This is a genomic window from uncultured Roseobacter sp. (genome assembly GCF_947492555.1).
GTDB lineage: Bacteria > Pseudomonadota > Alphaproteobacteria > Rhodobacterales > Rhodobacteraceae > Roseobacter.
The window spans coordinates 966,499-991,821 of record NZ_CANLNE010000003.1 but is presented as its reverse complement, the minus strand read 5'-3'; the positions used below and the strand labels follow the sequence as shown (position 1 = coordinate 991,821).

The 25,323-nt window shown below is 62.2% G+C and carries 25 protein-coding genes; 14 read left to right on the top strand and 11 right to left on the bottom strand.

Features of this window, described 5'->3' with window-relative positions:
- Window positions 1-138: 138 nt before the first annotated feature.
- Both lipA and Q1A07_RS18010 read left to right on the top strand, forming a co-directional pair.
- Window positions 139-1,098, top strand: coding sequence for a lipoyl synthase (lipA, locus tag Q1A07_RS18015; RefSeq protein ID WP_195821966.1), 960 nt, complete (start codon window positions 139-141; stop codon window positions 1,096-1,098).
- 111 nt (window positions 1,099-1,209) lie between these two features.
- Window positions 1,210-1,389, top strand: a complete 180-nt coding sequence (locus Q1A07_RS18010; protein ID WP_299783396.1) for a hypothetical protein — start codon at window positions 1,210-1,212, stop codon at window positions 1,387-1,389.
- A gap of 12 nt (window positions 1,390-1,401) precedes the next feature.
- On the opposite strand, the gene hpt is transcribed toward Q1A07_RS18010, so the two are convergent.
- Window positions 1,402-1,944, bottom strand: coding sequence for a hypoxanthine phosphoribosyltransferase (gene hpt, locus Q1A07_RS18005; protein WP_195821968.1), 543 nt, complete (start codon window positions 1,942-1,944; stop codon window positions 1,402-1,404).
- 69 nt (window positions 1,945-2,013) lie between these two features.
- On the opposite strand from hpt, the gene Q1A07_RS18000 reads away from it, so the two are divergent.
- On the top strand, window positions 2,014-2,469 hold the full coding sequence (locus Q1A07_RS18000; RefSeq protein ID WP_299783395.1) for a type II toxin-antitoxin system RatA family toxin: 456 nt from the start codon (window positions 2,014-2,016) through the stop codon (window positions 2,467-2,469).
- Between the two features lie 22 nt (window positions 2,470-2,491).
- Complete coding sequence (locus Q1A07_RS17995) at window positions 2,492-3,802, top strand: MmgE/PrpD family protein (RefSeq protein WP_299783394.1); 1,311 nt, start codon at window positions 2,492-2,494, stop codon at window positions 3,800-3,802.
- Here the strand turns inward: Q1A07_RS17995 and Q1A07_RS17990 are convergent.
- The 4 genes from Q1A07_RS17990 to ispD are packed head-to-tail and all read right to left on the bottom strand — an operon-like array spanning window position 3,776 to window position 5,865.
- Window positions 3,776-4,240, bottom strand: coding sequence for a CinA family protein (locus tag Q1A07_RS17990; protein WP_299783393.1), 465 nt, complete (start codon window positions 4,238-4,240; stop codon window positions 3,776-3,778). The two genes, Q1A07_RS17995 and Q1A07_RS17990, sit on opposite strands and share 27 nt — an antisense overlap.
- Entirely contained in the window at window positions 4,237-4,734 is a 498-nt protein-coding gene (locus tag Q1A07_RS17985; protein WP_299783392.1) for a phosphatidylglycerophosphatase A, read from the bottom strand. Before Q1A07_RS17985 ends, Q1A07_RS17990 begins: the two co-directional genes overlap by 4 nt.
- Window positions 4,731-5,210, bottom strand: coding sequence for a 2-C-methyl-D-erythritol 2,4-cyclodiphosphate synthase (gene ispF / locus Q1A07_RS17980; RefSeq protein WP_299783391.1), 480 nt, complete (start codon window positions 5,208-5,210; stop codon window positions 4,731-4,733). The genes Q1A07_RS17985 and ispF overlap by 4 nt, the downstream gene beginning before the upstream one ends.
- Window positions 5,191-5,865 (bottom strand): 2-C-methyl-D-erythritol 4-phosphate cytidylyltransferase, encoded by a 675-nt coding sequence (gene ispD, locus Q1A07_RS17975; protein ID WP_299783390.1) that lies wholly within the window; start codon window positions 5,863-5,865, stop codon window positions 5,191-5,193. The genes ispF and ispD overlap by 20 nt, the downstream gene beginning before the upstream one ends.
- A 179-nt stretch (window positions 5,866-6,044) precedes the next feature.
- Here ispD and dusB point away from each other — a divergent pair, with 179 nt between their 5' ends.
- From dusB to Q1A07_RS17950, 5 genes are all read left to right on the top strand, one after another.
- Entirely contained in the window at window positions 6,045-7,028 is a 984-nt protein-coding gene (gene dusB, locus Q1A07_RS17970; RefSeq protein WP_299783389.1) for a tRNA dihydrouridine synthase DusB, read from the top strand.
- Window positions 7,025-8,101 (top strand): ATP-binding protein, encoded by a 1,077-nt coding sequence (locus Q1A07_RS17965; protein ID WP_299783388.1) that lies wholly within the window; start codon window positions 7,025-7,027, stop codon window positions 8,099-8,101. Before dusB ends, Q1A07_RS17965 begins: the two co-directional genes overlap by 4 nt.
- A gap of 15 nt (window positions 8,102-8,116) precedes the next feature.
- Window positions 8,117-9,481, top strand: a complete 1,365-nt coding sequence (locus Q1A07_RS17960) for a response regulator (RefSeq protein ID WP_299783387.1) — start codon at window positions 8,117-8,119, stop codon at window positions 9,479-9,481.
- 102 nt (window positions 9,482-9,583) lie between these two features.
- Entirely contained in the window at window positions 9,584-11,836 is a 2,253-nt protein-coding gene (locus Q1A07_RS17955) for a PAS domain-containing sensor histidine kinase (protein ID WP_299783386.1), read from the top strand.
- Window positions 11,833-13,248: a sigma-54 dependent transcriptional regulator gene (locus tag Q1A07_RS17950; RefSeq protein WP_299783385.1), complete on the top strand. Its 1,416-nt coding sequence runs from the start codon at window positions 11,833-11,835 to the stop codon at window positions 13,246-13,248. Before Q1A07_RS17955 ends, Q1A07_RS17950 begins: the two co-directional genes overlap by 4 nt.
- Window position 13,249: 1 nt before the next feature.
- Here Q1A07_RS17950 and Q1A07_RS17945 read toward each other — a convergent pair whose 3' ends face one another.
- Both Q1A07_RS17945 and Q1A07_RS17940 read right to left on the bottom strand, forming a co-directional pair.
- Window positions 13,250-14,275, bottom strand: a complete 1,026-nt coding sequence (locus Q1A07_RS17945) for a nuclear transport factor 2 family protein (protein WP_299783384.1) — start codon at window positions 14,273-14,275, stop codon at window positions 13,250-13,252.
- Window positions 14,276-14,328: 53 nt separating this feature from the next.
- Window positions 14,329-14,811, bottom strand: a complete 483-nt coding sequence (locus Q1A07_RS17940) for a hypothetical protein (RefSeq protein ID WP_299783383.1) — start codon at window positions 14,809-14,811, stop codon at window positions 14,329-14,331.
- Between the two features lie 105 nt (window positions 14,812-14,916).
- Here Q1A07_RS17940 and trkA point away from each other — a divergent pair, with 105 nt between their 5' ends.
- The 4 genes from trkA (at window position 14,917) to hflX (ending at window position 19,515) form a co-directional block, all read left to right on the top strand.
- The gene (gene trkA, locus Q1A07_RS17935) at window positions 14,917-16,293 is read left to right on the top strand and encodes a Trk system potassium transporter TrkA (protein ID WP_195821980.1); all 1,377 of its coding nucleotides are present in this window, start codon (window positions 14,917-14,919) and stop codon (window positions 16,291-16,293) included.
- A gap of 54 nt (window positions 16,294-16,347) precedes the next feature.
- Window positions 16,348-17,850, top strand: coding sequence for a potassium transporter TrkG (locus tag Q1A07_RS17930; protein WP_299783567.1), 1,503 nt, complete (start codon window positions 16,348-16,350; stop codon window positions 17,848-17,850).
- Between the two features lie 130 nt (window positions 17,851-17,980).
- Window positions 17,981-18,220: an RNA chaperone Hfq gene (gene hfq, locus Q1A07_RS17925; RefSeq protein WP_007119530.1), complete on the top strand. Its 240-nt coding sequence runs from the start codon at window positions 17,981-17,983 to the stop codon at window positions 18,218-18,220.
- Window positions 18,217-19,515, top strand: a complete 1,299-nt coding sequence (gene hflX, locus Q1A07_RS17920; RefSeq protein WP_299783382.1) for a GTPase HflX — start codon at window positions 18,217-18,219, stop codon at window positions 19,513-19,515. The genes hfq and hflX overlap by 4 nt, the downstream gene beginning before the upstream one ends.
- 29 nt (window positions 19,516-19,544) lie before the next feature.
- On the opposite strand, the gene Q1A07_RS17915 is transcribed toward hflX, so the two are convergent.
- Both Q1A07_RS17915 and Q1A07_RS17910 read right to left on the bottom strand, forming a co-directional pair.
- Entirely contained in the window at window positions 19,545-20,108 is a 564-nt protein-coding gene (locus tag Q1A07_RS17915) for a pseudouridine synthase (RefSeq protein WP_299783381.1), read from the bottom strand.
- Between the two features lie 4 nt (window positions 20,109-20,112).
- Entirely contained in the window at window positions 20,113-22,578 is a 2,466-nt protein-coding gene (locus Q1A07_RS17910) for a penicillin acylase family protein (protein WP_299783380.1), read from the bottom strand.
- Between the two features lie 105 nt (window positions 22,579-22,683).
- Here Q1A07_RS17910 and Q1A07_RS17905 point away from each other — a divergent pair, with 105 nt between their 5' ends.
- Window positions 22,684-23,553 carry an NAD(P)-dependent oxidoreductase gene (locus Q1A07_RS17905; protein WP_299783379.1) on the top strand — a complete coding sequence of 290 codons (870 nt, stop codon included), beginning with the start codon at window positions 22,684-22,686 and terminating at the stop codon, window positions 23,551-23,553.
- Between the two features lie 41 nt (window positions 23,554-23,594).
- Here Q1A07_RS17905 and Q1A07_RS17900 read toward each other — a convergent pair whose 3' ends face one another.
- Window positions 23,595-24,161, bottom strand: coding sequence for a YSC84-related protein (locus Q1A07_RS17900; RefSeq protein WP_299783378.1), 567 nt, complete (start codon window positions 24,159-24,161; stop codon window positions 23,595-23,597).
- 106 nt (window positions 24,162-24,267) lie between these two features.
- A complete protein-coding gene (gene hemB / locus Q1A07_RS17895; protein WP_299783377.1) occupies window positions 24,268-25,272 on the bottom strand; it encodes a porphobilinogen synthase in 1,005 nt (334 codons plus the stop codon).
- Window positions 25,273-25,323 lie beyond the last annotated feature (51 nt).

Below are 25,323 nucleotides of genomic sequence, written 5' to 3'. Positions count from 1 at the left end.
CCGTTTTGCATGGCGTCTGACGCACATCTGCCATGCAGCCCGCGACATTGCCTCGTGGTTGAACCTCACCCCTGACATCGTCTACACCTTGATCGACCCGGGATGTCTCATACATCCGGATGTGAAGGAGCATTTTTCATGGCCCCACGCGATCTGAAAATCCCCGAACAGCGCCACCCTGAAAAGGCGCGGCGCCCGGACAATCCGCAGCCCAAGAAACCCGATTGGATTCGCGTCAAGGCACCGGGCGGGCAGGGATATGCCGAAACCGCGCGGATCATGCGGGACAATAATCTCGTCACCGTTTGTGAAGAGGCCGGATGTCCCAACGTCGGCGAATGCTGGAGCCAGGGTCACGCCACCATGATGATCATGGGCGAGGTGTGTACGCGCGCCTGCACCTTCTGCAACATCGCCACCGGCAAACCGCCCGAAGCGCTGGACGCCTTTGAACCCGGCCGTGTCGCCCATGCCGTTGAGAAGCTGGGGTTGAATCACGTGGTCATCACCTCCGTGGACCGCGACGATGTGGAAGACGGTGGTGCCGATCACTTTGCCCAGACGATTCGCGCCATACGTCACCGTAGCCCCGACACCACGATTGAAATCCTGACACCCGATTTCATCAAATGTGGCCCGGAAGCGCTGGAGGTCGTTGTCGAGGCGCGTCCCGATGTCTTTAATCACAATCTCGAAACGGTACCCGGCCTCTACCCCGAGGTCCGCCCGGGTGCGCGCTACTTCCATTCCCTGCGGCTCTTGCAACGGGTGAAGGAACTGGATCCGTCAATGTTCACAAAATCGGGCATCATGGTGGGTCTGGGCGAGGACAAGCAGGCCGTGATGCAGGTGATGGAGGACATGCGTGCCGCCGACATCGATTTCCTGACCATCGGGCAGTATCTGCAGCCCACGCCGAAACACCACCGCGTGGACCGATTCGTACACCCGGACGAATTCGCGACCTATGAAAAGGCAGCCTACGGCAAAGGCTTTCTGATGGTCTCGGCCACGCCTTTGACACGGTCATCCTATCACGCGGGGGACGACTTCGCCCAACTCCGCGCAGCCCGGAATCGCAAGCTGGGCATCGCCTGATCAACGTGACGTTGCGTTAATGGGGGAAATTCCCCGTTTCATTCCCGTGACATTTATCGCGATGGTTGTGTAGTCGGGGAGGGTAATTGTAAACTCTCCAAGGCAGATAAGATGACCGATATCCATTGGGCAATTCTGGCCCTGCGTGACATTAATTGCGCACTCGACCGAAAACGCTATGACGTTGCAAGCCACCACATTGATGACGCGATTTTTGCCATCATGGCACGCGACGCGCAGGATACTCTTTCCGTTGTGCGGAAAACTGGCCAGGGCCGGGCGAAAGTCTGACCTCCGGCGCGCCTAGTCCTGCGTGAACCTCACCTTGCCGATGAACGGCAGATTTCGGTTCCGCTGGGCAAAATCGATCCCATAGCCCACGACAAATTCATCTGGTATTTCAAAGCCGGTCCAATCGGCTTTGAAGTCCACTTCTCGTCGGCTGGGTTTATCGAGCAGGGCAATGGATTTCAGGCGTGCGGGCAGGCGGCTGTCGAGGAGGTGTGTCACGTGGTTCAGCGTGTGGCCGGTGTCGACGATATCCTCGACCACCAGCACATCGCGGCCTTCGATGGCACCGCGTAAGTCCTTGAGAATGCGAACTTCCCGCGTGCTTTCCATGCCGTCTCCATAGCTTGAGGCTTCGAGAAAATCGACCTCGATCGGCAGATCCAGCTCGCGCACCAGATCGGCGATAAAGACAAAGCTGCCGCGCAGCAGACCGACAACAACCAGCTTGTCGGTGTCCTTGAACTCGCCCTGAATCTCGCGGCACAGATCCTCGATCCGCGCGGCAATCGCCTTGGCCGAGATCATTTCGTCTATGACATAAGGACGCGTGGGCATGGGTTAGACCTTGATCTTGGCAAGCGGACAAAGCACATGGATGGCTAACCTTCACAACCTGACAAATCAATGCCCACGCACGCCGAAACCCGAACACTCCCCTACAGCGCCCAGCAAATGTATGATCTCGTGGCCGATGTGGGCAGTTATCCGGAGTTTCTGCCCTGGTGTTCCGCGGCACGGGTAAAGTCGGTGACCCCGCAGGGCAACACGCAGGTGATGGAGGCCGACCTGGTGATCAGCTTCAAGGTTTTCCGCGAGCGGTTTACCAGCCGCGTGGTGTTGATGCCCGACGACAAGAAGATCGACACCGAATACCTCGACGGGCCGTTTCGCTACATGAAATCCAACTGGGCGTTTCGCGATGTGCCGGAGGGCTGCGAGGTCAGCTTCTTTGTCGATTTTGCCTTTCGCAACATGATTTTGCAGCGCCTGATCGGGGTGGTCTTCAATGAGGCGATGCAGCGGATCGTGCGCGCCTTTGAAACCCGCGCCCAGGCGCTCTACGGTACGCAGCAGGTTTGATCTGCTCAGCGAAGGACCGGCAATGATGGGGATCACCGACAGACTGATCGCCTTCACCGGGGCAGATCCCGACCGCGACGCGCTGGAGATGATGCGGCTGTCTCTCTTTGACTGGGCGACATGCGGCATTGCCGGCGCGCAGGAGGCCGAGTTCGCGGGGTTCTGTGCCGCAGTGACCCGGGCGGGCGGTGCGACAGAGGCAACGATCTTAGGCGGCGGCGCTGCACCTGCCTCCACGGCGGCCCTCGTCAATGGCACGCTGAGCCATGCGCTGGACTTTGACGACACTCATTTTGCGCATATCGGTCACCCGTCAGTTGCCGTTGTCCCCGCCGCGCTGGCGGTTGCGGAACGGTCGGGGGCGTCCTTCGACGATCTGCTGGCGGCGGCGCTGATCGGGGTCGAGGCCTCGATCCACGTGGGGCTGTGGCTGGGCCGGGATCACTACCAGGTGGGGTTTCACCAGACCGCGACGGCGGGCGCTTTCGGGGCGACGCTGGCAGCGGCCCGTTTGCTGGCGCTGTCACCGGGTCAGATTCGTCACGCACTTGGGCTTTGCGCCTCCCTGGCTTCTGGTCTGAAGGCGCAATTCGGCACGGGCGGCAAGCCGATGAACGCAGGCCTTGCCGCGCGCAGCGGGGTGGAAGCGGCCCTCTGGGCGCGGGCCGGGCTGACCGGTGCCGCGGACGGGCTTGCCGGACCGCTGGGCTTTGCAGAGACACATCACGCAACCGGATCAACGGAGCATCTGGCACATCTGAGCACGCCGCCCTGGCAAATCATGACCATCAGCCACAAATTCCACGCCTGCTGCCACGGGCTCCACGCGATGCTGGAGGCGCTGCGCGAGGTTGATATTGAGATCGAACAGATTGAGCGCGTTTCGGTATTCACGCATCCCAGATGGATGAGCGTCTGCAACAAGCCCGATCCCGACACCGGGCTTGCGGCCAAATTCAGCTATCGCCACACGGCAGCGATGGCGTTGTCAGGCATCGATACAGGCCGCACCGAAAATTTCTCCGACGCAATGGCGCAGGATCCGGCACTGGTTGCCTTGCGGCAAAAGATCGACATCGCGGAGGATGCGCTGCTGTCAGAAATGCAATGTCGTATCGAGCTTGCGTTGACGTCCGGAGAGGTCATCAACGGTTGTTACGATCTGGCCTCGCCCGTGCCCTTTGACGTCCGACGTCAAAAACTGAGAGACAAGGCGCGCGGATTTCTGGGCGAGAAACAAGCCGATGTGCTCTGGCAGTCCGTCGCGTCTGGCGATCTTGCAGGTTTTACGACAGTTTTGCAGACATCAAAGCCCGTCGCGCAAAAGACGTAGCGCGTGGTCGCGTGCGGCGACGCGTACATTGTCCCGCCCGCGCGCACCAAACTCCACCGTTTCCGTCTGCACCGTGTCGCCGCGCGCCACTCCGAAACAGACCCGACCTTCAGGTTTATGCTCCGCCCCACCGGGCCCGGCGATGCCGGTGATCGACACCGCAATCTGCGCCCGCGATGCGGCGAGCGCACCGCGCGCCATCTCGGACGCCACCTCTTCGGAGACGGCCCCATGGGCGGTGAGGGTGGCGGGTTTCACACCCAGCATCTCTGTCTTTGCTTCGTTGGAATAGGTGACAAAGCCCCGCTCAACCACGGACGAGGACCCAGGGATGTCGGTCAACGCCGCCATCACCATGCCCCCGGTACAACTTTCGGCGGCCGTGATCATCATCTGCGCTGCCGCAGCCTTTTCAAGGACATCGCGCGCGAGGCTCATGCCAAAACGCCGTGGTAGAGACCGGCGAGGATCAGAACCCCGATCGCCGCGAAAACGCCCGCGATCACATCATCCAGCATGACGCCCAAGGCGTCACCGCGTCGGTCTGCCCAGCCAACCGGCCCCGGTTTCAGGATGTCGAAGAGGCGGAACAGGAGGAAGGCGGCGATCCAGCCGGGCCACATTGCAAGGATGTTCATCCCCATCGACCACGCGGCGTAGGACAGCGGCAGCAGCGCTATCCACTGGCCGACCACCTCATCCACGACGATCTCCGAGGGGTCGTGATCTACGCTGTCCTTTGTCATGATAGCTGTCGCCCACCAGCCCTTGGCGAACCCGACCAGAACAGCCAGCAGGAGGAGGGGGAATCCGCCCAGAACATGCAGCAACCAGCCCCAGGGCAGGGCGACCAGCGACCCCCATGTGCCCGGCGCAGGGCGGATGTAGCCCACCCCCATCATTGTCGCAATCAAGGTCGCCGCGCGGTTCATGGTTTCACCAGCGCAGCGGTGGCAAGGCAGGCGATGCCCTCGCCGCGCCCGGTAAAGCCAAGCCGTTCCGAAGTGGTCGCCTTGACCGATATGCGTTCCACATCCAGCCCCATGATCCGCGCCAGATTTTCCCGCATGGCGGTGGCATGGGGACCGATCTTGGGGGATTCGCAAATCAGCGTGCAATCCACGTTGGAAATGCCAAACCCCATCTGGGTGGCGAGCGACACGGCATGGCGCAGAAAGATGTCGCTGGCCGCCCCCTTCCACTGCGGGTCACTCGGCGGGAAATGCTGGCCGATGTCGCCTTGCGCCAGCGCCCCATAGATCGCATCGGCAATCGTGTGCAGCGCCACGTCCGCATCGGAATGCCCCACAAGCCCCTGACCATGGGGGACTTTCACACCGCAGAGGACAACGTGATCGCCCGGACCAAAGGCGTGCACGTCAAATCCGTTACCCAGTCTGATGTCCATCTCTTGCCCTCAGGATACGTTCCGCGCGGATGAAATCTTCCGGTACGGTGATTTTCAGATTGTCGTCGCTGCCCGGCGTAATGGCAACCGTCAAACCGGCGCGACGCGCCAGTTCGACATCGTCCGCGGCCCCCTGCAGGCAGGTTCGGTGCGCGGCGATAATCTCTGCCAGATGAAACCCCTGCGGGGTCTGCGCCCGATAGAGACCATCACGCGGGACGGCGGCGGCCACCGTGCCGCCGTCGCCACGCCACAAGGCATCAACGACGGGCACCGCAGGGGCTGCTGCCGGTCCATCGCGTAGCGCCTCAATCACCCCATCGATCACGCCGCGCGACACGCAGGGCCGCGCGGCATCGTGGATCAGCACTTGATCGCATGTACCTTCCAGCACCTGAAGCCCTGCAAAGACGGACGCGCTGCGCGAGGCGCCGCCCGCGACAATGTCGGCGGCAGGCTCGGTTGGCCAATCTCCCGTGGCAAAATCATCCGCGCTCACGACCAGCACGAGGCGGTCGATCTGCGGGTGATCAGCAAACGCCCGCATGGCAAAATAGGCGCTGGAATGACCCGCCAGGGGACGCCATTGCTTGGGCTGACCTGCCCCCGCGCGCAGACCACGCCCGGCGGCAACAATCACGGCGGCGATTTTCATGTATCTGCTGGCTCCCACATGCCCCGTATCTAGGCCTTTGCGAGGACGGAGGCAATTGATCCTGCTGTTTGCTTAAAAAATGTGCATACTGACCGGACAGCCGGTGCCTGAGCCCCTTGGAATATTGAGGAAATACGGCTCAATTGATAAAGCGTTGGCAGTGCCCAAGGATTAAGCATTTGACCTCAGTTGCTCTGCCGTTCGATTTGACACCTCCCGTGCTTCTGGCGCCCATGGCCGGAATCACCGATCTGCCGTTCCGCACGCTGGTGGCGTCTTTTGGTGCGGGACTGGTGGTGTCGGAGATGGTGGCCAGCCACGATATGCTGAACGCGCGCCCCGGAAGCCGGGAGAAAGCAGAGCTGGGCCTGGGCCATGTCGGCACGGCGGTGCAGCTGGCCGGGCGCGAGGCTGCGCCAATGGCGGAGGCTGCGCGCATGGTCGAAGGGCAGGGCGCGCAGGTCATCGACATCAACATGGGGTGTCCCGCCAAAAAGGTCACCCAAGGCTATTCCGGCTCCGCGCTGATGCGCACGCCCGATCACGCGCTCACGCTGATCGAGGCGGTGGTGAGGGCGGTCGATATCCCGGTGACGCTCAAGACCCGGCTGGGCTGGGACGATACGATGCTGAACGCGCCGCAGATTGCCAAACGGGCCGAAGAGGCAGGTATTGCCATGATCACCATTCACGGGCGTACGCGGTGCCAGTTCTACAAGGGCCAAGCGGATTGGGCGGCTATCCGGCAGGTCAAGGATGCGGTGCAGATCCCGGTCATTGCGAATGGCGATATTGTCGACAGGACGTCGGCGCGCGAGGCTTTGACGCTGTCCGGCGCGGACGGCGTCATGGTGGGCCGCGGCGCACGTGGCAAACCCTGGCTGCTGGCGCAGATCGCGCATGAGCTCTTTGACACGGCTGCCCCTGTCATCCCGCAAGGCGGTGATTTTTCGCAAATGGTGCAGAGCCACTATGACGCGATGATCCGGTTTTACGGAGAGGATCTCGGGCTGCGCGTCGCCCGCAAACATCTGGGGTGGTACATGGACATCTGTGGCACCGCGGACCACTTGCGTCGGGCTATCCTGACTGCGGACAGCGTTGACACAACGATGCGTCTGCTCCGTGAGGTCAGTTATTCCGAACACTCGGTGGCCGCATGAACTCTGATCGCGCCATCTGGGCCAGCCTGCCTGTGCCGACATTGATCATCGGCCCGAGCGACCAGATCGTGGACATCAACTCCGCCGCCGAAGGCTTTCTGAACGTCTCGGCCAAATCTGTCCGGGACGTGCCGGTCTGGGACCAGATCGCGGTCAACGACCCGCTGGAGGCGGCCTTTGAGCGGGCCCGTGTCAGCGGCACACCGCTTTTTGTGAATGATGTCGATGTGGGCAGTGGGGAGCGCGCGCCGATGCAGTCCGATCTGCAGGTCGCGCCCCTTGTCGGGCATCCCGATCACATGATCCTGATGATTTCGCCGCGCGAGTTGGCAGGGCGGATGACGCAGAACCATTCGGTCAAATCCGCAGCTAAATCCGCGATCGGCATGGCAGAAATGCTGGCGCATGAAATCAAGAACCCGCTGGCGGGCATCACCGGCGCCGCGCAGCTGCTCAGCATGAATCTCGGCGCGGAAGACCTTGAACTGACAGATCTAATTGTCGAGGAAAGCCGCCGCATCGTCAAACTGCTGGGGCAGGTGGAACAGTTTGGCAACCTCTCCGTGCCCGATTTTCAGCCGGTGAATGTGCATGATGTGCTGGACCGGGCGCGGCGTTCCGCGCTCCTGGGGTTCGGGGCGCATATGAAGATTGTGGAGGATTACGACCCCTCGCTGCCGCTGGCGCACGGCGACCCGGACCAGCTGCTGCAGGTGGTGTTGAACCTGCTGAAAAACGCCTCCGAAGCGGCAGGCGAGAGCAAGGGCACCATCCGGTTGCACAGCTACTACGAACACTCATTCCGCCTGCGCCGCGCCGATGGCACCGGCCAATCGCTGCCCTTGCAGATCGAGATCATCGACGACGGTCCGGGCCTTCCGGAGGCGATCAAGGGCGATGTCTTTGATCCCTTCGTCTCGGGGCGGGAGAACGGCACCGGTCTGGGCCTCGCCCTCGTCAGCAAGATCATTTCCGACCATGGGGGATGGATTTCCGTGACCTCCATTCCCGGCCGGACGGTTTTTCGCATTTCCCTGCCTCGCGCGCCCAAGGCCGCTCAGCAAAGCCAGTAAAAGGAGTTCCGACAGATGGATGGTACAATTTTGGTCGCCGACGACGACAGGACGATCCGCACAGTGTTGACGCAGGCGCTGACCCGCGCGGGCTGCAAGGTGCACGCGACCTCCAGCCTGACGACGCTGATGCGCTGGGTGTCCGAGGGGAAGGGCGACGTGGTGATTTCGGACGTGATGATGCCAGACGGAAACGGGCTGGAGATGTTGCCCAAGATTTCGCAGGATCGCCCAGGCCTGCCGGTCATCGTGATCTCGGCGCAGAACACGATCATGACGGCGATCAAGGCGGCGGAGGCAGAGGCCTATGACTACCTGCCCAAACCCTTTGATCTGCCAGACCTAATGAAACGCACGGCGCGCGCACTGGAGACGCGCCCGCAGAACCGGCGTATGTCGGATGAGGCGGAGGCGCGGCCCGATGATCTGCCGCTGGTGGGGCGCACGGCGGTGATGCAGGCGCTCTACCGGGTTGTGGCGCGGGTCATGAACACCGATCTGCCGGTGCTGATCTGGGGTGAGTCCGGCACGGGCAAATCGCTGATCGCACGGGCAATTCATGATTTCTCCGACCGGCGCAACCTGCCGTTCATCACCGCGTCTTCCGAGGATTTGCAGGATCTGGAGGGGCCGGCGCGGCTGCTGGCGCGGGTCAAGGGCGGGTCCTTGCTGGTCGAAGAGATCGCTGATCTGCCCGCCGATCTGCAGGCGCGGCTGGTGCATATGATGGATACACCCGGCGAGTACGCGCCGCGGTTTCTGGCCACCAGCCAGTCGGACCTGAACGCCGCCATGGAGGCGGGCCAGATGCGCAAGGACCTCTATTACCGGCTGAGCGGGGCCACGCTGACGGTCCCGGCGCTGCGCGAACGGGTGGATGACATCCCGATCCTGGCGGATCATTTTCTGGCCAAGGCCGAAGCCGCCGGGGCCGCCCCGCGCGCGCTGTCACGCGAGGCCGGGGATATCTTCCGCAACTATTCCTGGCCCGGCAACGTCCGCCAGCTTGAAAATGCGATCCGGCGTTTGGGGCTCACCAGCCGCGCGGCGGAAATCAGCGCCAGCGAGGTGGAGCAAGTCTTGGGCGCCCAGCCCGATCTGGAGCCGATGCGCGCCTCGGGCAATACCGAGAAGCTGGGCGCTTCGGTGGAACGGCACCTGCGGCGATATTTCGACCTGCACGGGAACATGCTGCCACCAGCAGGCCTCTACACACGGATTCTGCGCGAGGTGGAGGCGCCTTTGATCGAAATTTCCCTCGAAGCGACCGGCGGAAATCAGGCAAAATGCGCCGATTTGCTCGGAATCAACCGAAATACCCTGCGAAAAAAGATCACCGACCTCGATATAGAGGTGACACGCCGCCGAAAATTGATGTAAAACTGCCACACAAAGCGTGGCCATTGGGGGACACCCCTGATCAGGACCACAAGATAAGGCGGTAAGGCGCGTCAAGCGCCACATCATGAGTGAGGGCTTCGGGTGAATCCCCGTGTAGAAAGGTCACTATGGCTGCGGCTGGGGCGTTTGCGCCGCATTCGCAAGGTGCGCAATTTCGCGACCCTCGGCCTTGTGGTGTTGGGGCCGGTTCTGGCGCTCTCGACCTATCTGGTGCTCGGTCCCTTGGGTCAGGCGAGCAACACGCTGGGACTGCGCCTCATTCTTCTGGCCGATCTCGTCTATGTCCTTGTGGTGGCGGCGCTGGTGCTGGCGCAGGTCGGCCGTTTGATCGCCGCGCGGCGGGCGAAATCTGCAGGCTCCCGGCTGCACCTGCGGCTGACCGGGGTTTTTGCCTCGCTGGCCCTCATACCCACGGTCACGGTGGCAATTTTTGCCGGGCTTACGGTGAACGTCGGGCTGGAGGGGTGGTTTTCCGACCGGGTGCGCGAAGTGGTGGGCAGCTCCCTTGCAGCAGCGCAAGCCTATGAGGCGGAACAGCGGAGCGATCTAGCCGAAGATGCGCTGGCCCTTGCAGAAAGCCTGGATGAGGCGCGCCGCTCCGGCATCAACATCTCCGACAGCGAAATGCTTGGCGAAGGCCAGCGGCAGATCCAGCGCGGGTTGCGCGAGGCCTATCTTATTGACGGCACAAGGGAAATTCGGGCGCGGGGGGATCGCTCCTACCTCTTTGACTATGAGCCCCCGAGCCTTGCGGAACTGCAGGCCGCCGATGAACAGGATGTCGTTGTCATAGAGGATTGGGACAACAATGAGTTTCGCGCGCTTGTCCGACTGTCGGCCTTCGTGGACCGTTTCCTCTATATCAGCCGGGACGTGGATGGCGAGATCCTCTCGCTGCTGGATGAAACCAAGGAAACCGTGTTGTTCTACCAGCAGCTGGAGGATGAACGCGGTCGTCTGCTCTTTGATTTCGGGCTGCTCTATCTTGCCTTTGCCCTGATCCTGATCCTCGCAGCGATCTGGCTGGGGCTCTGGTTTGCCGAACGTTTGAGCGGACCGGTCGGACGTCTGACGGGGGCGGCGCAGCATGTCGGGGCCGGTGATCTCGACGTGCAGGTACGCGAGGAGGAAGGTGACGACGAAATCGCGATGTTAGGTCGTTATTTCAACCAGATGACCCGACAACTTAAAGCACAGCGTGAGACATTGGTGGAGAACACCGAACAAATCGAACGCCGCCGCCGCTTGTTCGATTCCGTGCTGAGTTCCGTTACCTCCGGCGTCGTAGGCCTAGATCCGCGTGGGCGGGTGACCTTCGTGAACCGCGCGGCGGAACGCCTGTTGGATTGGCAGGGCGGTCAGGAATCGCTGGCGCTCAAGGTCGCCGTGCCCGAATTCGGCCCCATGTTCGAAACCATCGTGCAATCGCGCAACGAAGTAGCCCAGGGCGAGGTCAAGGTGTCGCGGCAGGGCCGTCTGGAGAACCTTCTGGTTCGGATGGCGACGCGGCGCGCCCAGGACGGTGCGCTGGAGGGCTACGTTGTGTCCTTTGATGATGTGACCGATCTGGTGAGCGCACAGCGCATGGCCGCCTGGGGCGATGTGGCGCGCCGCATCGCGCATGAAATCAAGAACCCGCTGACCCCGATCCAGCTCTCCGCCGAACGTATCAAACGCAAGTTTTCCCCGAAGGTGGGCGAGGAAAGCGAAACGCTGGATCAGATGACCGATGTGATTGTCCGCCAGACCACGGATTTGCGGCGGATCGTGGATGAGTTCTCCAAATTCGCCCGCATGCCGGAACCAGAACGCAAACCGGTGAACCTCAAGGATCTGCTGCGTGATGCGGTGCTGCTGCAACAGACCGGACAGCCGGGCGTGAAGATTGCGATGACCTTGCCAGACACGCCGATCACCGCCGACCTCGACGCCACCATGATCAGCCAGGCCCTGACGAATTTGATCAAAAACGCCGGGGAAGCTATTGAATCTCTTCAAAATAAGGGCGCGCCGGAAGATCATTCCCCGCGGATCGAAGTTTCACTGACGTCGGATGAGAACCGGGCCCGGATCACCATTGCAGACAATGGGATCGGGCTGCCCGAAGACCGGGCCCGGCTGTTTGAACCCTATGTTACCACGCGAAGCGAAGGCACCGGCCTGGGCCTGCCCATCGTGAAGAAGATCATGGAGGAGCACGGCGGCAGCCTGTCCCTCGAAGATGCGCCGCTTTTTGACGGCCACACCCATGCCGGCGCCATGGCGGTGATCACCTTGCCGTGCTCCCCCATAGACGCCGAAACACATCCTGAGCAGGAGGAAACTGACCGATGAGCGATATTCTTATTGTGGATGACGAACGCGATATCCGGGAACTGATTTCGGATATTCTCAAGGACGAAGGCTTCGCCACCCGGCTGGCCGGGAACTCCGACGATGCGATGGCCGCCATCAACGCCGAGGCGCCCGCGCTCATCGTCCTCGACATCTGGCTCAAGGACAGCCGGATGGACGGCATTGATATCCTCAAGGCGGTCAAGCGCGACAACCCGGATGTGCCGGTGGTGATCATTTCCGGCCACGGCAATATCGAGATCGCGGTCGCCGCGATCAAACAGGGGGCCTATGATTTCATCGAAAAGCCCTTCAACATCGAACAGCTGCTGGTGGTGATCCGCCGCGCCATGGAAACTTCGCGCCTGCGCCGCGAGAACCAGAGCCTGCGCCGCCGGGACGTGACCAAATCGGATATGATCGGCACCTCGGCGGCCTTCCGGGCGCTGGTGGGGCAACTGGACAAGGTCACCAAATCGAACGGGCGCGTCATGCTGACGGGTCCCGCAGGGTGCGGCAAGGAGGTTGCCGCGCGCTATATCCACGCCAATTCGAACCGCGCCTCGGCGCCCTTTGTCACGGTCAACTGCGCAGGGGTCGCGCCGGAGCGGATGGAAGAGGTGCTCTTTGGGCGCGAAACGCCGGAGCGTGGGGTGGAGCCCGGCCTGCTGGAGGAAGCCCACGGCGGGGTGATCTATTTCGACGAAGTGGCCGATATGCCGGTGGGGACGCAATCCAAGATCCTGCGCGTGCTGGTGGATCAGCAATTCCAGCGCGTTGGCGGCAATGACAAGGTGCGGGTGGATTTGCGGGTGATTTCCTCTACCAACCGCAATCTGGAGCAGGCGATCCAGGCCGGGACCTTCCGCGAGGAATTGTATCACCGGTTGAACGTGGTGCCGATCCCGGTGCCGTCGCTGGAAGAACGTCGCGAGGATATTCCGGCGCTGGCGGCACATTTCATTGCCGAGATGAACGCGTCCCAGGGTCTACCGCTGCGCGAGATCAGCGAGGATGCACAGGCGTTGATGCAGACCATGGTCTGGCCCGGCAACGTGCGGCAGTTGAAAAACCTGGTGGAGCGGGTGCTGATCCTCGGCGATGGTCAGGATGCGATCGAGGCGCGCGAGCTGCCCGGTGTCGATGAAGGCAGCGGTGACGAGAATCGCGTGGTGCTTTCCGGGGCCCTGGCGACACTGGCGCTGCGCGAGGCGCGCGAAGCCTTTGAACGCGAATACCTGCTTACGCAGATCAACCGGTTCGGCGGCAACATTTCCCGTACCGCGAATTTTGTGGGCATGGAGCGATCCGCCCTACACCGCAAGCTGAAATCGCTGGGCGTGGTCACTTCGGCCAAATCCGGGGCGCGCGTGGCGCATGTGGATGAGGAAACGGAAACGGCGGCGGAGTAGGCTACCCGGCGATCTCGGCCAGCACATCGACGCCCTGCATATTCAGAAAATGCAGCATGTCGATGAAAATCCAGTTCTCCGCCAGCTTGTCACCGTCGCGCCGGTAAACATCCACCACACGCATATCAGCGCGGGTGTCGTTTTTCGGCACGCCCATGAAGCCGCCCGTATTGGTCAGCGTCAGGTTGGGCCAGCCAAAGAACCCGCCATAGGTACCTTCGGCCATCCGGCAAAGATGCCCGTTGAAAGCGCGCCCGGATATGCCCCGGCGAAACGGCCCCTGATGCTGTTCGATGTAGCGGTCGATGGTATAGGTGGCCCCGATGCCCGCAGGCCCCCACCAGATCATGTCGTCATGCCAGTTCTGCGCCAGTTCCTGTTCGGGTGGCAGCGGATCGGGGCTTGCATTGGCGTGATTGATGGACCCGATCATCTGATTGATGCGCGACAAGCTGCGCGCCGTTTCCGCCGCGTTCTGCGGGCTGAGCAATAAACCGTCGTGGGTCATCGGACCCGGTTGTATCAGATGCACCCCGGTTTGCGGCGCGCGCAGCGGGTTCAGGCCCGCCTGCAGCATCAGATGCAGCAAATCGACAAACAGCGCACTCTGCGTGATCCGGCCGTTTTCCACCCTGTTGAATTCCGCGTAGCGCAGAAACCCCATCTTGCGCGTGGCTGGGATATTGAGGAAGGGCGCATCGAAAAGACCCATCAGATGCCCCATGGAGCAGGTCCATTGCCCCTGGAACCCATCCATCTCGTTCAACCCTGCGAAAAAGATGTCTTCGCGGCGCTGCACGGAGGTGAACGCCTGCAGAAATGGTGCCCAAAACGCCTCCGCGATTGCAGCAGGCCCGGTCTGTTCGTGAAATGGATGCATCCCGTACCAATGGCAGTCCGGGGCCATGTGCTGCGACAGGATCGTGGCCACATCCTGCGGCGTCGCCTGGGAGAGCGCCGCGTAGTGGTCACGGATAACGGATTTGGTGGCTTGCAGATCGGGTGTCGGGAGATTCGGGATGTTCATGGGCCAAGCTGTAGAAAGGCCGCGCCCCGACTTCCAGCCCAAATGCGACCTGATCAGCCCGCCTGGGTCACAATCTGCCACGAGCCGTCATCATTGCGGATCGCGCAGCTTTGCGAGGACAAACGCGGTAGCACCTGCGTGGCGCCCTTTGGCGCGGCGCGGGATACGCCGTTCGGACAATTCGGAATGGTCGCAGGGCTGTAGCCCTGGTTGGCCATGCACTGTTGCTCTGCACGGTTACGCAGGCCCAGATTGACGTCGACCGTATACACCTCGCCGGGCACATAATAGCCGCCCCGCGTGTAACACGATCCATCCGCGTTGCAGATCCGGCGACCGGGAATGTAGCGCGGCGGCTCACGGCGCACCTGATTGGCGACCGGCACATCGGCCAGTGCCGAGATTTCGCAGGCCAGCAGATCGGATTGCATGCGGCTGACGGGCACGCCTTCGCGATGATAGATCGACAGAGGGGCACAGGCGGTCCAGACCAGCAGACCAACACCAAGCACAAAGAGAAAACGCAAAGAGATCATGCACCCAGTTTGCCCTGCCGCGCGGGAAAGGACAATTGAATTGACCGCCCAGAGGGCATCTGCCATTCAGAAGACCGCGAAATGGCTCGAAGGACGTAAGAGCGCATGAAAGTGATTATCTGTGGCGCGGGGCAGGTCGGCTGGCAAATTGCACGCCACCTGTCGGGCGAACGCAACGATGTCACCGTGGTCGACAACAACCCCGATCTGGTGCGCCGGGCAACCGATACGCTGGACGTGCAGGGGATTGCGGGCTTCGCAAGCTATCCGGATGTGCTGGAGCGGGCAGGGGCTCGCGATGCGGAGATGGTGATTGCCGCGACCTATTCGGATGAGGTCAACATGGTCACCTGCCAGGTGGCCCATTCCGTCTTCGGCATCAACCGCAAGATTGCCCGGCTGCGCAGCAAATCCTATCTGGACGCGATCTATTCCGACCTCTACCGCCGCGACCACATGCCCATCGACGTGGTGATCAGTCCGGAAAAGGAGGTTGCCGCCGCGGCGCTGCAGCGTCTCTCGGCGCCTGCGGCCTTTGACACCGAAGTGTTCATGAACGGGCAGGCACATCTGATGGGCATCACCATCGAGGAAGAATGCCCGGTGGTGAACACGCCTCTGCGGCAGCTGACCGATCTCTTCTCCACCCTGCGCGCCACGGTTGTGGGCGTGCGCCGCGAGGGATCGCTCTTCGCGCCGGAGGCCAAGGATCAGCTCTTTGTCGGGGATGATTGCTATGTCTTCACCCATGTGGATGACATTCCCCGCACGCTGGAGATCTTTGGCAAGAAGGTCACCAAACAGGAGCGCGTGGTTCTGGTCGGCGGCGGCAATGTCGGACTGGCCGTGGCGCAGACGCTGGAGGCGCGGGCCAAACGCGTACGCGCCAAGGTGATTGAAAAAAACCGCATCTGCGCAGAGAAGGCTGCCGAAGCGCTGGAACGCACCATTGTGCTCAACGGCGATGGTCTCGATGCGGGGCTGCTGGCCGAGGCGGGAATTTCCCGCGCCGACGCGATGCTGGCGATCACAGATGACGACAAGACCAACATGCTGGCCTGCGTGCGCGCCAAGGCCGAGGGCTGCCCCTATACCATCGCGCTGATCAACGACCCGACGCTGGTGCCGCTGATGACCCCGCTCGGGATCGACGCCTACATCAATCCGCGCGCCACAACCGTCAGTTCGATCCTGCGTCACATCCGTCATGGCCGGGTCCGCGCGGTCTATTCCATCGGCGATGCCGAGGCCGAAGTGATCGAGGCCGAAGTAATGTCGACCTCGCCGCTGGCGGGCAGGCGCATCTCCGAGATCGATTTCCCCGAGGGCGTGCTGGTCGGCGCGGTGCGCAAGGGCAAAGAGGTGATCCGCCCGCTGGGCTCGACCCGCATCGATGAAGGCGATGTGGTGGCGATCTTTGCGCTGGCGGGCGACGTGCCAGAGGTGGAGCGGCTGATGCAGGTCTCCATCGATTTCTTCTGACCCGTGGGCCGGATTCGTTCCATCCAGAAACGCCGCAGCGCCTTTGATCAGCTTATGGACCTGCCGTTGTTCCTGCTGATCTTCGGTGCTGCCGCAGTCGCGATGCTGGTCCCGGCGCTGCACGGCGGCGTGGTGCGCAACCTCGATACCGCACGGATGTTTTTCTACAGTGGCATCCTCGGCATCACCGCTTTCGTGCTGATCGCCATTGCCCATGCAGGCCGCAGGCCGCGTCACGGTGCCCTTGGCACGCTGCTGTCATTGTTTGCCACTTTCGTGTTTCTGCCGGCCTTCCTGGCCATTCCCTTCTACGAAGGCCTGGGCACCACCACATTCATGAACGCCTACATGGAAATGGTCAGTGCTGTCACCACAACCGGCGCGACCCTCTTTCAGAACCCCGAGCGGCTGGACGGCACATTGCACCTCTGGCGCGCACAGGTCGGCTGGATGGGCGGTGCCGTGATGTGGATCGCCGCCTCGGCAATCCTCGCCCCGCTCAATCTGGGCGGCTTCGAGGTCACGGCACAGGCCGAGCCAGGGCAACGCGAAGCCGCCACCAGCCTGAATGGCCGAGCCAACCCGCGCGAAAGGCTGGTGCGGGTGACTGCCGCCTTGCTGCCAATCTACATCGGCCTGACGCTGCTGTTGTGGGTCTTGTTGATGATCAGCGGTGACGCCTCTCTCGTCGCGCTCTGCCATGCGATGTCGGTCATGGCCACGTCGGGGATTTCCCCGGTGGGCGGCGTGGAATTCAGCGGCTCGGGCGTCACAGGCGAGGCGCTGGCGCTGCTCTTCATGTTCTTTGCCCTGTCGCGACTGACCTTTTCCTCCGACACCATCACCGCGACACAGGGCGGGCTGCGCACCGATCCTGAATTCCGTCTTGGGCTCGTCCTGATCCTTGGTGTGCCGCTGGTTCTTTTCTTCCGCCACTGGCTGGGCGCCTTTGATGTCGCCGCCGAAGACGATCTGTCGCAGGCCGCTCTGGCGCTCTGGGGGTCGGTTTTCACCGTGATGTCCTTCCTGACCACCACCGGCTTTGCCAGTGAACACTGGGCCCAGACGCAAGCCTGGTCCGGTCTCGACACACCGGGGCTGATCCTCATGGGGCTGGCCTTGATCGGCGGCGGGGTGGCCACAACGGCGGGCGGCGTGAAGCTGCTGCGCGTCTTTGCGCTCTACCTGAACGGGCTGCGCGAAATGGAGCGTCTGGTACACCCCTCTTCGGTCAGCGGTGCGGGCAGCGACACCCGGCGCCTGCAGCGCAACGGGGCCTTTATCGCATGGATTTTCTTCATGCTTTTTGCCCTGACGCTGGCCCTGCTGACGATCCTGCTGGCGCTGCTCGGCGTGTCCTTTGAAAATGCGCTGGTCCTCAGCATCGCAGGTCTGTCCACCACCGGCCCGCTGACCGCACTGGCGGCCGACGCACCCATCGTCCTGACGGAACTCAGCACCGCGGCCAAGGCGGTTTTCTGCGCAGCCATGGTGCTTGGCCGTCTTGAAACCCTTGCAATTGTCGCCCTTTTGACCCCTGATTTGTGGCGGGCCTGAACGGTCCCATTTTTTAGGTCCGTAACGGACTGTTTTTTGGGGTGGAATCTCCTTGACTGGCGTTCCATAATTGCGCCAGAGGGGCGGGCTCGATCTGCGGGCTCCGGCAAGAAAAAAGGCGAGTGCTAAAATGGCGTCGGACAGACAGAACCTTCAGGATGCGTTCCTGAATCATGTGCGCAAGACAAAAGTTCCTGTGACAATTTTCCTGATCAACGGGGTGAAACTGCAAGGTGTCATCACGTGGTTCGACAATTTCTGTGTGTTGCTGCGTCGCGATGGTCAATCCCAGCTTGTCTACAAGCACGCGATCTCCACCATTATGCCGAGCCAGCCGATCAGCCTGTATGAGGGCGAAGACGCTTCTTGAGCAAAGCGCCATTTCAAGTCGAGAATGACGAGGCCGCGCGGGTCACCCGCGCCTGGGTTTTGCATCCCGACATCAAATCAGATCCGAACCGTCGTCTGGCCGATCATGGATTGGCCGAGGCGATTTCGCTGGCCCGCGCCCTGCCGGAGCTCGAGGTGGTCGGCGGCGAGGTCGTGCCGCTCAAGACTGTCCGTGCCGGCATGCTCTTCGGCTCCGGCAAGATCGACGACATCAAGGAAACCCTGCACGAACAGGAGATCGAACTGGTACTGGTGGATGGCCCGGTAAGCCCCGTGCAGCAGCGCAACCTTGAAAAGGCCTGGGGTGTTAAGCTCCTTGATCGCACCGGGCTGATCCTGGAGATTTTCAGCGACCGTGCCGCAACCCGCGAGGGCGTCTTGCAGGTGGAGATGGCCGCGCTGAGCTATCAGCGCACGCGGCTGGTCCGGGCCTGGACCCACCTGGAGCGCCAGCGGGGCGGGTTGGGTTTTGTCGGCGGTCCCGGCGAGACACAGATCGAGGCGGACCGTCGCGCCATCGATGAGCAGCTTGTGCGGTTGCGCCGTCAACTTGACAAGGTGGTGAAAACCCGCGCCCTGCACCGCGCGGCCCGCGCCAAGGTGCCTTATCCGATTGTGGCGCTGGTGGGCTATACCAACGCTGGCAAATCCACTCTCTTCAACCGCCTCACCGGGGCGGAGGTCATGGCCAAAGACATGCTCTTTGCCACGCTCGACCCGACCATGCGCCGGGTGCAATTGCCCGACGGGCCGGAGGTGATCCTCTCGGACACGGTGGGGTTCATTTCCGATCTGCCGACCGAACTCGTCGCTTCCTTCCGCGCCACGCTCGAAGAGGTGCTGGCCGCGGACGTGATCTGCCACGTGCGCGATATCTCGCACCCGGAAACAGAAGAGCAGGCGCGGGACGTACGGGATATTCTGACTTCTCTCGGCGTGGAAGAGGAGCGTCCCAGCTTCGAGGTCTGGAATAAGCTGGACCTGCTCGACGAAGAGGCCGCAGACGCGATGCGCGCCCGCGCAGACCGGGACGACGTGGTCTTTGCCATCTCCGCCCTCACAGGTACGGGTGTCACCCCATTGCTGGATGCGATCACGACGCAGATACAGGGCGCCAAACGTCAGGCCGACCTGCATCTCAGCTACGCTGACGGCAAAAAGCGCGCATGGCTCTTCGATCACGAGTTGGTCGAGGCGGAACAGCAGACCGAGGACGGCTTTGACATCACCGTGCGCTGGACCGTGCAACAAGAGGCCCAGTTCGAGCGTCTCTGACACAGCCGCAAACAGCAGGTAGGGTGGGCCTATGGGCCACCTTCCGACGCGAACCGCCACGCGCCCGGGCTCAGCGTATTCAGCTTCCATATCCCGACCTGCACCCGGATCAACCGCAGACAGGGCAACCCTACATGCGCCGTCATGCGCCGCACCTGCCGGTTGCGCCCTTCGCGAATGGTCATGCGCAGCCAGGCATCGGGCACGGTCTTGCGAAACCTCACCGGCGGGTTTCGGGGCCAAAGCGGGTCGGGGGTTTCAATCTGATCGACCTCCGCAGGTTTGGTCACGCCATCCTTCAATGTGACCCCGCGCTGCAACGCCTCCAGCGCCGCGGCATCGGGCGTACCTTCCACCTGAACCAGATAGGTCTTGGCCATCTTGAACTTGGGATTGGCAATCCGCGCTTGCAGCTTGCCGTCATCGGTCAGCACCATCAGGCCTTCGCTGTCCTTATCCAGCCGCCCCGCCGGGTAAAAGCCGGGTTCGTCGATGTAAGCAGAGAGCGTCGGGCGCGGCGATCCTGCCGTCCCCTTGTCGGTGAACTGCGACAGCACGCCGAAGGGCTTGTGAAACAGGATGACGCGGCCCATGGCGTCAGGGGCGCGGCTGCAGGACAGTGACACCCACGGCTGCCGCCCGCGCCAGATCTTCATCCAGAGACATCGGAATATATTCGCCGCGCCGCCACAACTGGGCCAGATCATCGTAATGCCGCGACAGGAAGTGACCCGACTGTCCCGTCGAGGTCACGAAGACCGAACTGTCCGGATCGGCAAAATCATAGACCCCGCGATACCCCGCACCATGCACGTTATGGAAGGGATCAGGCCCCGAACCACTGGTCAGGCCCCGCTGCAGGGTGTTGTCGCCCCCGTTGGTGGATTGTCGGATGTTCACAAAGAACCGCAAGATCGGCACCTCTCCCAGCACGGGATGATCATGGGTCGCCTGATGCGCATCGCCCCAGCGCAGCGTCTCCAGCGCCGGGCCCCAGGTCTCCTCGATCCAGATCAGCGCGTCGTCCAGCGCCAGCCGCGCCATATCGGCGCAGGTCTCCACCGGCGCGGATTGAATCACGTCACACCAGACAGAGGCACCGTCGATGTCGCGAAAAGCCCGCTCGATAAAAAGCGGCTCTACATGGGTCAGTTCACTGGCCAGCGGCCCCAGCTCGTCCTGCACCATGCGCGCCTGCAGGCTGCGCAGCCACGCCATATAGATCAGCGGCTCGGGCATATGTTCGTTCATCTCGCCCGACCAGCCCGCGAGCAAGGTCAGGGCGCGTTGCCGCTTGCGCAGGGGTGTACCTTCCGGGGCCGCTTCCCCGGTGAACCACAGTTCCGCGCCAATGAGCGGCAGCAGCGACCGCGCGGTGAAGCTGACCGTGTCCAGCTGTGCCTCGATGAAACTGTCGCGGGTATGCACCTCGCGTGCCTGCATCAACCGTTGCCAGCGCTGCACCCGCTGCGTGTCGCCCCAGTCAAAGGAAACGTGGTTCGGAAACGGCCTGTCCACGATCTTGTTGTTCGAATTGCCCAGAATCCCGCCATTGGGCGCCACAAAGGAGGGGTTCGACGCATAGGGCAGGCGGCCCTGCCAGCGGTTCGCCTCGATCCAGCCGGGGCTGGGCAAACGCCCCTGACTCTGGTGCTGCACATCCCGCCTTGGCATTGCGCCAATCATCTTCATCGCGATGTTCTCACGGTCCACCAGCATCAGGTTCTGGGCAGGCGCAATAAACCCTTCGATCGCGTCTATGCCGTCCTGCACCGATTGCGCCTCCATCAAACGCAGGGCAGCCGCCATGGAGGTATCCTTCGGGCTCAGCACCGTCCAGGCGAGCGAGGCGACATGACCCGGCGGGGTGATGCTCGCCAGATTGTAATGTGTGCCAGGCAACACCGGGCCGTTATCCGTCCAGCGCAGCGTAATGGTGATCGGGGTCTCGTCCTTGATGTTGATGATGGACCCCCGGGTCTCAAACCGCTTGTAGCCATCGGGCGTGCGGTACTCTTCCGGGTTCTCCGGGTTCAACGCTTCGATGTAGACATCCTGATCGTCCATCCCGGCCGAGGTCAGCCCCCAGCCAAGCGCCTCGCTGCGGCCGCTCAGCACCAGAGGCATGCCGGGGATCGTGGCCCCGATGACACCGCCCGATTGCAGCTGCAGCCGCGCCAGATACCAGATCGCCGGGGCGGTAAAGCCCAGATGCGGATCATTGGCCAGCAGGGTCCCGCCCGAGGCCGAGCGCGTGGGGGCAGCAGCCCAGGCATTGGACGCCCCCGCAAAGACGCTGCGGTTGAAAGGCGACAGCGGATGCGTGGGCATCTCGGTTGCTTCGGCGAACCGCGACACGCCGGGCACCAGCTGCGCATATTCCGGCAGGGCGGCGATACCGCTACCGGGCGCATCCGGCAGGATATCGGCGAGCCGGTCCGCATCAGAGAGCGCAAGCGACATACGCGCGCGCAGCACTTCCTTGTCCAGATGCCCCGACAGCTGCAGCCCCATCAGCTTGATGATCGCCAGCGAATCCGCCGGACGCCACGCAGACACCGGCGCGTTGAAGATGAACATTTCCGGCGCGCCCCGGCCCAGAGCGCTTGAATTGATCTCGTCCAGCCGTGCATTCACCCCGGTGGCATAGGCGCGTAACAGCAGCATCGTACGGTCATCCTGCGCATCGACCGAGGCGACAGCGCGCGCATAGATGTCCAGCCGCCGCACCAGTTTGTCGATGTTCACGGTTGCCGTGCCAAACACCTCTGACAGGCGCCCCTGCGCGGTGCGGCGCAGCATCGTCATCTGCCACAGACGGTCCTGCGCATGGGCGTAGCCGAGGGCATAGAACACGTCCGGATCGGCCTCGCCAAAGATATGCGGCACATTGGCATTGTCCCGCACGATCTCGACCGGCGCCGTCAGATAGGGCAGCTTCAGCACCTTGTCGTAATCCGGCAGGGACCGCGAGGCGAGGTAGTACACCATGCAGACACCCAGCACCACGAGCACCACCGATGCCGCTGCCAATCGCATCAACCAAGTAAAGAGCAGACCCATCTGTGCATCACCTATCGAATATGCGTCGTTTTGTTGACCCTATTGCCCTGACTGTTAGGTAGGAGAAGAACGTAAAGCAACATTGAATACGGGAAGGGTAATCATATGGCCAAGCTGGCATTTTTGGGACTGGGCGTCATGGGGGGGCCGATGGCCGGGCATTTGCAGAAGGCTGGCCACGACGTGACCGTGTACAACCGTACTGCAACCAAGGCGGACGACTGGGTTTCCACCTATGGTGGTACGATGGCAAAAACCCCGCGCGAGGCCGTCAGGGACGCGGATTTCGTGATGTCCTGTGTTGGGAACGACGATGACCTGCGCTCGGTCTGTCTTGGAGAGGACGGGGCATTTGCCGGGATGACCTCCGGGACGGTCTTTGTGGACCACACAACGGTGTCCGCCGCCGTGACCCGTGAGCTTTATGCCGCGGCGAACGAAAAACAGGTGAGCTTTGTCGATGCGCCGATCTCGGGCGGGCAGGCGGGGGCCGAGAATGCGGCGCTGTCGATCATGTGTGGCGGCGACGAGGGTGCCTATGACCGGGCGCTGCCGGTGATGGAGGTCTATTCCAAGATCTGCCGCCGCATCGGGGACAGCGGTGCGGGCCAGATGACCAAGATGTGCAACCAGATTGCCATCGCCGGTCTGGTCCAGGGGCTGAGCGAAGCACTGCATTTCGCCGACAAGGCCGGTCTGGACGGTCGCGCCGTGGTCGAGGTGATCAGCCAGGGCGCGGCCGGCAGCTGGCAGATGGACAACCGCTACGAGACCATGCTGGACGACCATTTCGACCACGGGTTCGCCACCGACTGGATGCGCAAGGACCTCGGCATCTGCCTGTCTACCGCAAATGAGACGGGCGCCAGTCTGCCGGTCACGGCGCTGGTCGATCAGTTCTACAAGGATGTTCAAAAAATGGGCGGCGGGCGCTGGGATACCTCCAGCCTCTTCAAACGTCTGCAGGCGCTCTGATCCGAGTAATAAAGCCCCGCCAGATAGCGGGGCTTTATGCCTTAGGGAATAATGCGATTGTATTTCGTGCCTTGCAGCGTCGCCCCGATCAACAGGCCAGCGCGTCCAAAAACCGCCGCCTGAACCGGCGCGAGGGCAGTGGTGCTGTCCGCCTTGACGCCATCGCCCTGATCCGAGATCACATATTCGACGTCGCCACCCACGGCCCAGCCGGGAGACTGACGGAAGCTGGTCAACGCCTCTTCGGTGAGGAAAAACAGCACATGTGCGTATTGCTGTGCACCAATCTGCAACCCGCCTGACAGCTGCGTAGTGGAGTAATAGTCCACTGTCACATCGTTGACCCGCAGCGCGCCGCGCCCATAGGCACCGCCAAAGCCAAAGCCTGCCTTGGTCACCAGTGGCATCACCAGCAGGCCGTTCGCCTTATCCGCAAGATTTCGGGTGTTCGGATAGCTTCGGTACATCTCTGCCAGGGTCGCATCGACCCGCGCATCAATCGTGTCCGCACCGCGCGACCCGATCCCATTGCCGCAAGCCGCCGTGACCGACACGGTCGCCAACGCGCCAAGGGTAAACCCCCTGCGAGAGAAATTTGGAGTATTCATGTCATCCGCCTGTACTTTGTTGCTCGATTGCCGGTTTTTCCGACTTGTGCGCGAACATACGCTGATTGCGGGACGGTGTCACTGAAAACGTCTGTGATTGCGCAGCTTATCGCTGTCCGTTCAGCACCCGCGCCGCCGCTGGCGCAAAATAGGTCAGAATGCCGTCGCAGCCTGCGCGTTTGAACGCCATCAGGCTTTCCATCATGACCTTTTCGCCGTCGATCCACCCATGTTCGGCCGCGGCCTGGATCATGCTGAACTCACCCGAGACCTGATAGGCGTAGGTGGGGGCGCCAAAGGTGTCTTTCACCCGGCGGCAGATATCTAGGTAGGGCATGCCCGGTTTCACCATGACCATATCCGCCCCTTCGCGCAAATCCCGCTCGATCAGGCGCAGGGCTTCATCGGAATTGCCGGGGTCCATCTGATAGGTTTTCTTGTCGCCGGTCAGCGCGCCCGATGCCCCAACCGCATCGCGGAACGGGCCATAGAAGGCAGAGGCGTATTTGGCTGAGTAGCTCAGGATCATCACGTTCTGATGCCCCGCCGCCTCCAACGCCTGCCGCATCGCGCCGACCCGCCCGTCCATCATATCCGATGGCCCGATGATATCCGCGCCCGCGTCCGCCTGCGCCAGCGTCATCTTGACCAGCGCCTCAACCGTGCGGTCATTCACGATTTCGCCGTTTTCGACAAATCCGTCATGACCGTTGATGTTATAGGTGTCGAGCGCCACGTCCGTCATCACCGCGATCTCCGGCACCGCTTTTTTAATTGCACGGATGGCCCGGTTGGCGTGGTTGTCCGGATCCCAGGCTCCGGCGCAATCCTCCGTCCGCTCTTCGATTCCGGTGTAGGGGAAGATGCAGATTGCCGGTATCCCGAGATCTGCCGCCTCGCGTGCGGCGCCAACCACTTTGTCGACCGAGCGGCGGAAGACCCCCGGCATGGACGGGATCGGCTCTTCGATTCCGGTGCCTGCACGGACAAAGACCGGCCAGATGAAATCATCCACGCTCAGACTGTTTTCACGGGTCAGCGCACGTATAGCTGGCGTTTGCCGGAGGCGGCGCAATCGGGTTGCTGGAAAGGAGCTTTGAGTAGGGCGCATGGGAGATGTCCAGTTTGGGTGACACTTCATGACTGCCATGTATTTTTCCGC